7 protein-coding genes and 3 pseudogenes are annotated in these 6752 nt (G+C 68.0%); 4 read left to right on the top strand and 6 right to left on the bottom strand.

Annotated features, from left to right (window positions below):
* The 6 genes and pseudogenes from VGV13_08940 to VGV13_08915 form a co-directional block, all read right to left on the bottom strand.
* Positions 1 to 221 (bottom strand): Na+/H+ antiporter (locus VGV13_08940; GenBank protein ID HEV8641207.1); only part of this gene is annotated, 221 nt, incomplete at its 3' end.
* Positions 222 to 573: 352 nt separating this feature from the next.
* The gene (locus VGV13_08935; GenBank protein HEV8641206.1) at positions 574 to 1995 is read right to left on the bottom strand and encodes an MFS transporter; all 1422 of its coding nucleotides are present in this window, start codon (positions 1993 to 1995) and stop codon (positions 574 to 576) included.
* On the bottom strand, positions 1996 to 2850 hold the full coding sequence (locus VGV13_08930; protein HEV8641205.1) for a hypothetical protein: 855 nt from the start codon (positions 2848 to 2850) through the stop codon (positions 1996 to 1998).
* Between the two features lie 91 nt (positions 2851 to 2941).
* Positions 2942 to 4216 carry an RNA polymerase sigma factor gene (locus VGV13_08925; GenBank protein ID HEV8641204.1) on the bottom strand — a complete coding sequence of 425 codons (1275 nt, stop codon included), beginning with the start codon at positions 4214 to 4216 and terminating at the stop codon, positions 2942 to 2944.
* A 14-nt stretch (positions 4217 to 4230) separates the two neighbouring features.
* Positions 4231 to 4350 (bottom strand): annotated as a pseudogene (locus tag VGV13_08920) (YciI family protein).
* A gap of 76 nt (positions 4351 to 4426) precedes the next feature.
* On the bottom strand, positions 4427 to 4828 hold the full coding sequence (locus tag VGV13_08915; protein HEV8641203.1) for a DoxX family protein: 402 nt from the start codon (positions 4826 to 4828) through the stop codon (positions 4427 to 4429).
* 345 nt (positions 4829 to 5173) lie between these two features.
* Here VGV13_08915 and VGV13_08910 point away from each other — a divergent pair.
* The 4 genes and pseudogenes from VGV13_08910 to VGV13_08895 form a co-directional block, all read left to right on the top strand.
* A pseudogene (locus tag VGV13_08910) lies at positions 5174 to 5305 on the top strand (YciI family protein).
* Positions 5304 to 5729: pseudogene (locus VGV13_08905) on the top strand (DUF899 family protein). Before VGV13_08910 ends, VGV13_08905 begins: the two co-directional pseudogenes overlap by 2 nt.
* Before the next feature lie 77 nt (positions 5730 to 5806).
* Positions 5807 to 6172, top strand: a complete 366-nt coding sequence (locus VGV13_08900; GenBank protein HEV8641202.1) for a YciI family protein — start codon at positions 5807 to 5809, stop codon at positions 6170 to 6172.
* A gap of 67 nt (positions 6173 to 6239) precedes the next feature.
* The coding region (locus tag VGV13_08895) for an exo-alpha-sialidase (GenBank protein HEV8641201.1) at positions 6240 to 6752 on the top strand (513 nt) is incomplete at its 3' end.

Here is a 6752-nt window from a genome sequence, read left to right as displayed (position 1 = left end):
GTGAAGTAGGCCGCCGCCCACAGGATCGGCGGCAGGAAGATCAAAAAGACGAGGTCTGGCCGGAGCGGCACGATTGGAGCCCGGGGCACGAAGCTGAGCGCGAGGCCCCCGAGCACGAGAACGATGGGGTACGGCATCGCGACACGGTTCGCGATCGTGGCCAGGACGAGCACGGCGATCAGCAGCAAGACGACCGTCTCGAGCTGATGGAGGCCCGCCATGGGTCACAGTATCAGGGCGACTCCGCGCTTGATCTAGTACCATGATGTTCGGCGCGGTGATGATCCGGGAGAAGTGCGTCACTTTACGTTCGCGGGAATGGCGACCACGGATACTTTCATCGAACACGAGCCCGAAAGCATCTGCGCGGCGGTGCGGGCTATCGCCAAGGCACCAAAGGCGCTGCGCGCCGATGCCACGTCGGGTGGTAGAACGAGACGCGCCGTTTTACGATCCGGATATCTATGAAGAAGCGGTTGGACACCTCTCCGGCCCGACTTCCTACGAACCAGTGGCCGCGGTGCGCTACCACGAACTCTGGCGCACCTGATCTCGCAGGTTGCTGAAAACTCCCTACGGAATCGCCGCCGCCTCGATGCGCCGTCCCCCGCGCATCAGCGAGGCCACCAGGGCCGCCGTCATGAGGACGAAGCAGACCGCGTACGTGGTGCTCATGGCGGCCAGGAAAGGCCCAGGGGCATCGGCGCTCGGCGTCGCGTCGGGGATGCCGGAGTAGTGACGGAACATCACGGTGAGCAGCGCGCCCCCCAGCGAGATCCCGAGCAGCGACCCCACGCCGAACACCATCTGCACCACGCCCGTGGCAAATCCTCGATATTCCCGCGGCACGGAGCCGATGATCGCCGTCTGGTTGGGCGTGTTGAAGAAGCCCTGGCCGAGTCCCGTGCAGGCCAGCAGCAGCGCGGGCAGGCTCCAGTGCGAATCGACCCTCAGGAGGATCCCGATGACGAAGCCGGCCATGATCACGCACAGCCCGATCGAGGCGGGAATCCGCGGTCCGATGCGGTCGGTGAGCTGGCCGGCGATGGGGGCCAGGCTGATGGTCAAGACGGGCGCGGAGAGGAAGAGCAGTCCCATGAACGACGGTGAGTGGTGCAGCACGTCCTGAATGTAGAAGGGCAGGAGGAACATGAGCACGCTGCTGGTGATCGCGAAGACGAGCAGGCTCAGGACGCTGAAGCCGAACATGCGGATCCTGAACAGGGCGAGGTTCACCACAGGATTCACCGCCCGGCGCTCGTGGACGAGGAAGCCCGCGAGGCCGAGGGCGAAGGCGACGATCATGACGCTCTTCTGCCCCACCCCGATCGCCTCCGCGCTCCGCTGGTCGACGAGCAGGGTGAGCACCACGGTGAGCACGACGAGGAGCGCCGCGCCGACGTAGTCGACGGGCGAGCGCTCGACCGGCGCCAGCCGGCGGCCCCGGGCCCGCAGGGCGGTCAGAACGATCCCCGCCAGACCGATGGGAACGAGGAGGAAGAAGATCCAGCGCCAGCTCAGCGCGTCGATCACCAGCCCGCCCAGCGGCGGCCCGAGCAACACGCCGCCGTGGAACGACATGGTCATGAACCCATTGGCCCGGCCCTCGGCGCCTTCCGGCATCGCCTCCATGGCCAGCACCCGCGCGGCGGAGGCGATCATGGCCGCGCCCATGCCCTGGACGAGGCGGAAGGCGATGAGCCAACCCACGCTGGGCGCCACGCCGCACAGCAAGGAGCTGACCGTCATGACGGCGAAGCCAGCGCCGTAGATCGGGTAGCGCCCGTGGATATCGCCGAGCCTGCCGAAGACCACGGACAGACAGATCCCCGCGAGCTGGTAGGCGATGAGCGCCCAGGAGACGGCGAGGATGTCCGCGTTCAGCGCGGCGGCGATCGTGGGCAGCGACACGATGAAGATCCGCGTGGCGATGCCGGAGATGAACTGCCCCATCATCGCGTTGACGAGGAGCAGCACGTCGGTGTGCTTGGTCATTCAGCGGGCGTTGAAGCGCCAGCGGCGGAACGTCCACCCGCTCGACGAAGCGGTCTTGCCCTCCGCGATCAGGTCCGCGCCCTCCGATTCGAAGTCGAAGACTTTTAAGATTCCCTCGTGCGCCGCCTCGTCGATCACCTCATCCGTCAGCGTCACGAAGACCTCGTCGAGGAGCCCGGCGGCGTGGAGCGCGCGCAGGATCTTCTCGCCCCCCTCGCACGCGAGGTAGCGCACGCCGCGGTCGGCGAATAGACGCTCGTGCGCCCGTCGAAGGCCCGCCGGCTCCCGCACCGGTTCGACGATGACGTCCACGCCGGTTGCCGCGACACCGCGCGCCGACAGCGCCGCCTCCGCGCTCGTCGTCCCCACCACGATGACGTCCATTCCCGGCGTGTTGAAGATGGGAAGGGCGGGGTCGAGGCGACCGTGCAACGAATAGATGATGGCCCGCGGATGACGCGGCAGGCCATGTACCTCGCGGAAGCGGTAGAGCGCGGGCACGGGGCGTTCGCCGAGCTCCTGGGGCGTCGGCACGAGGCGCGGCTGGTCGCGCAGGGTCTGCGCGCCGAGCCCAACGTCGCCGAAACAGCGGAGGTGGCGCAGGTGCCGACTATCCGCGATACGCTCAGGCCGCGACTGGTCACCACCGAGGACGGCGAGGACGGGATCGTCACTGGTGTCCGCGCGACGCCAGGCGAGGACGCCGTTCGCGGAAGCGACGACCACGCCGTAGATCCACGGGCGATCGGGCCATGGCGGCGGGAACCCGATCGGCTCGAACCACTCGGGATCGGGCGAGCGCTCGCCGAACGGGTAGCGCGTCTCCCGGTTGGTGTGCCAGCGGATCTTCGACACGCCAGCGACGGCCCTCTCTTCTTCACGACCCATGGCAGTCAATTGTATCGGCCGACTCGCCGCCCTCGCGGTCGAAGCGCGAAGGACGTCGTTAGGGCCTGTGCTCGCCGTCTCGGTCCAGCAGCTCGCGCAGTCGTCGCTCGAGGAACCGCCGCTCCGGCTCCTGCCGCGTGAGGCCGAGGGCCCGTTCGTAAGAGGCTCGGGCTTCCGCCCTTCTCTCCAGCCGCCGGCACAGGTCCGCCCGCGCCGAGTGCGCCAGGTGGTAGTCTCCCAGATCGCCGCGCGCCAGGATAGCGTCGATGAGGGCAAGACCCGCCACAGGGCCGTCGCGCATGGCCACCGCCACGGCGCGGTTCAGCTCGACCACTGGTGACGGATCGGCGCGCGCGAGCACATCGTAAACCCCGACGATCTGCGCCCAGTCGGTCGCGGCCGCGTCGCGCGCCTCGGCATGCACCGCCGCGATCGCCGCCTGCAGGGTGTAGGGGCCGAACCGGCGCGACCGGAGCGCCTGTTCCACCAGCGCCGACCCCTCGGCGATCTGAGCCCGGTTCCACAGCGAGCGGTCCTGGTCGTCCAGCAGCACGAGATCGCCGGCCGGCGAGGTGCGCGCGGCGCGTCGCGATTCGTGCAGCAGCATCAGCGCCAGCAGTCCGACCGCCTCGGGCTCGGGCAGCAACTCGACCAGCAGCCGCCCCAGGCGGATCGCCTCGCCCGACAGATCGTGCCGGGTCAGCGACGCACCCGACGACGCGGCGTAGCCCTCGTTGAACACGAGATAGATCACCCGCAGCACCGCGTCCAGCCGGTCCGGCAGCTCGGCGTGCGTGGGTACTTGATAGGGAATGCGCGCGTCGCGGATTTTCGCCTTGGCGCGCACGATGCGCTGCGCCAGCGTGGGCGCAGGTGTGAGGAACGCCCGGGCGATCTCCTCGGTCGTGAGGCCGCACACCTCGCGCAGCGTGAGGGCAACCTGGGCGTCGGGCGACAAGGCCGGGTGGCAGCAGGTGAAGACGAGGCGCAGCCGGTCGTCCTCGACGCTCTCGCCTTCCCACACCGCGGCGTCATCGACGGCGGCGTCGACTTGCTCGGCGACATCGTCCAGCGCGTCGAAACGGGCGCGCCGGCGGATGGCATCGATGGCCTTGAAGCGGCCGGCCGAAACGAGCCAAGCCCGGGGATTGGCGGGCGCACCGTCGCGCGGCCACTGCTCCATCGCGGCCCTGAAGGCATCGTGTAGCGCCTCCTCGGCGAGGTCGAAGTCGCCCAGCAGGCGGATCAGGGTGGCGAGGACGCGGCGGGAGTCGGAGCGGTAGACGGCGTCTACCCTCTCGCGCACCCGCTCGGCCGCGTCCTCGCTCGCCAGTGGCCGGTCTCCGGCTATACCTGGGTGCAGGCCCTGCTCGGCCGCACTTCGATGCTCCCCGTGCGCGCCGACGGGATCCTCGAGGCCACCCGGATGGCGTCGTTCAGGTCCCTGGCGTCGATGAGGAAGAACCCGCCGCCCGCGAGGTGGTCGAGCTCGCTCTCGAGCATGGCGTGCTCCCTCCGGGTCGTGGTCGAATGGCCATGGACTTCAGATAGTCGTTGGGCGGAGCCCAGACGGGTGAGACGACCCGCGATTCGGCGCCAGCCGCCAGCGGCCGTAGGCGACGAACGCCGCGAGGAGCCCCACCCCGAGCGGGATCAGCGCCATCACGACATCACCGCCCGCCAGCCCGATCACCGTCGCCCCGATCATGATGATCACCAGCCCGGCGGCGGCCAGCGGTGTCAGGCCCGGCCGAATGCGCAGGAGCCCGGGGAGGATCAGGCCGACCGCGCCGAGCACCTCGGCCACGCCGATGAATCTCAGGAACAGGCCCGGCAGCGGCACCGGCCCCGCCAGCTTCTCGAGCGGCAGGACCAGCTTCATTCCACCGGCGAACAGAAAGAGGAGCGCGAGCAGCCCCTGAACGATCCACAGTGCATAGGTCATGATCGGTCTTCCCCTCCTGTTGCCGGACGCCAACTAGTGCCGTTCCAACTTGTTGATACTAAATCTGTCCACGAACGACGTACACGGTGCCTTCCTAGGCGCGAATAGTTGGAACGGCACTAGTCGTTCGGGGCGGCCGATATCGACATCGGGCCGACCGAGCGCGAGGGCCTCCGGGCGGTCTCGCCAAGCGTACCCGAGCCGGGCGTCGCCGACCAGCGGGCAGGATCGGGGGACGCCGGCCCCCCTCGGTCATGCGGCGGCCTTTTTCGCCGGGCATGTCGATCTCGGTCGGCCCGTTCGACTACGGGACGGACGAATGCCGACGTTGCAGGTAACATCTGCGAGGCGCTCCAGAAGAGCGGCCACCTCATGGTGGCGGAGCCCCTCGAACCAGTCCAGATGGCCATGACCGTGCGGGTCCGGAACGGTAAGGTGTCCGTCACCGGTGGCCCGTTTGCCGAGACGAAGGAGCGGTCCGGACGGCAAGGTGCGCCTGCTCGATCTGTTCGAGGGACGCCGCCAGCTCATCGTGTACCACTTCATGTTCGACCCGAGCTGGGACGAGGGCTGCCCGAACTGCTCGTTCCTGGTCGACAACATCGGCCACCTCGCCCATGTGCACGCACGCGACACCTCTCTCGTCCTTGTCTCCCGGGCGCCCCTGGCCAAGATCGAGCCGTTCAAGGGGCGCATGGGCTGGACGGTTCTGTGGTATTCATCGTTGGGCAGCGACTTCAACTACGACTTCCACGTCACGTTGGACGAGACCGTCGCTCCCGTCGAGTACAACTACAGGGACAAGGTGGAGCTCGTGCGGAAAGGTGAGACCTATTTCACGCAGGGCGAATCGCACGGCCTGAGCGTCTTCCTGCGCGATGGCGACAGGATGTTTCACACCGATGGGGCGGCAGGAGGACTGGGAGGAGCCACGCGGCCGCAGGATCACTCGTGAGCACAAATCGGAGGCCCGGAGCCATGAAATACATGTTGCTGATCTACGTTGACGAGAAAGCGTTGAGCGAGACCGAGCGGGAGGCGTGTTACGTGGAGTCCACGCAGCTCGCGCACGAGATCAAATCGAGCGGGCAGTATCTGGCCGCCAACCCGTTGCACCCGACAGGAATGGCGACCAGCGTCCGGGTACGCAACGGCAAACGGCTCGTGACCGATGGGCCGTTCGCGGAGACGCGCGAACAACTGGGCGGCTACTTCCTCATCGACGCGAAGGATCTCGATCAGGCGATCGGCATCGCCGCCCGGATTCCCATGGCGCGCAAGGGTACTGTCGAGATCCGTCCGGTGATGGAGATCGCGGGCCTGCCCCCTGAGGAGGGGGCGTGACCGGCGCAGAGCCTGTTCTGATGGCGGGGCCACGGGCGGTGGCTGGATGACTAGAAAGGAGTGAGAGATGAGCAGGGTACGGGTACTGGTTGGTACACGCAAGGGCGCGTTCGTCCTGACGGCGGACGCCAAGCGCGAACGGTGGGACGTCAGTGGCCCCCACTTTGGGGGCTGGGAGATCTACCACCTCAAGGGATCGCCCGCTGACCCGAATCGGCTGTATGCGTCGCAGTCCAGCGGCTGGTTCGGGCAGATGATCCAGCGCTCCGACGACGGTGGCAAAACGTGGGAGGCGGTGGGTAACGAGTTCGTGTACGACGGGGTCCCCGGCACGCACCAGTGGTACGACGGCACGCAGCACCCCTGGGAGTTCAAGCGCGTCTGGCACCTCGAACCGTCGCTGACCGATCTGGATACCGTCTACGCCGGAGTTGAAGACGCCGCGTTGTTTCGCTCGGCCGACGCCGGCCAGACGTGGCAGGAGCTCTCCGGCCTGCGCGGCGACGGCTCAGGGTCCCGCTGGGCGCCAGGCGCAGGTGGGATGTGCCTGCACACGATCCTCCCGGATCCGAGCGACCCG

Source organism: Candidatus Methylomirabilota bacterium, from assembly GCA_036001065.1.
GTDB lineage: Bacteria > Methylomirabilota > Methylomirabilia > Rokubacteriales > CSP1-6 > MNEF01.
Note: the sequence above shows the minus strand (reverse complement) of the source record. Positions and strands in the feature narration are given on the sequence as shown.

Bases quoted from the DNA above. Each gene is read 5' to 3' on its own strand.
- VGV13_08915 (HEV8641203.1), bottom strand. From the start codon at position 4,828: ATGACCTATGCACTGTGGATCGTTCAGGGGCTGCTCGCGCTCCTCTTT.
- VGV13_08935 (HEV8641206.1), bottom strand. From the start codon at position 1,995: ATGACCAAGCACACCGACGTGCTGCTCCTCGTCAACGCGATGATGGGG.
- VGV13_08900 (HEV8641202.1), top strand. From the start codon at position 5,807: ATGAAATACATGTTGCTGATCTACGTTGACGAGAAAGCGTTGAGCGAG.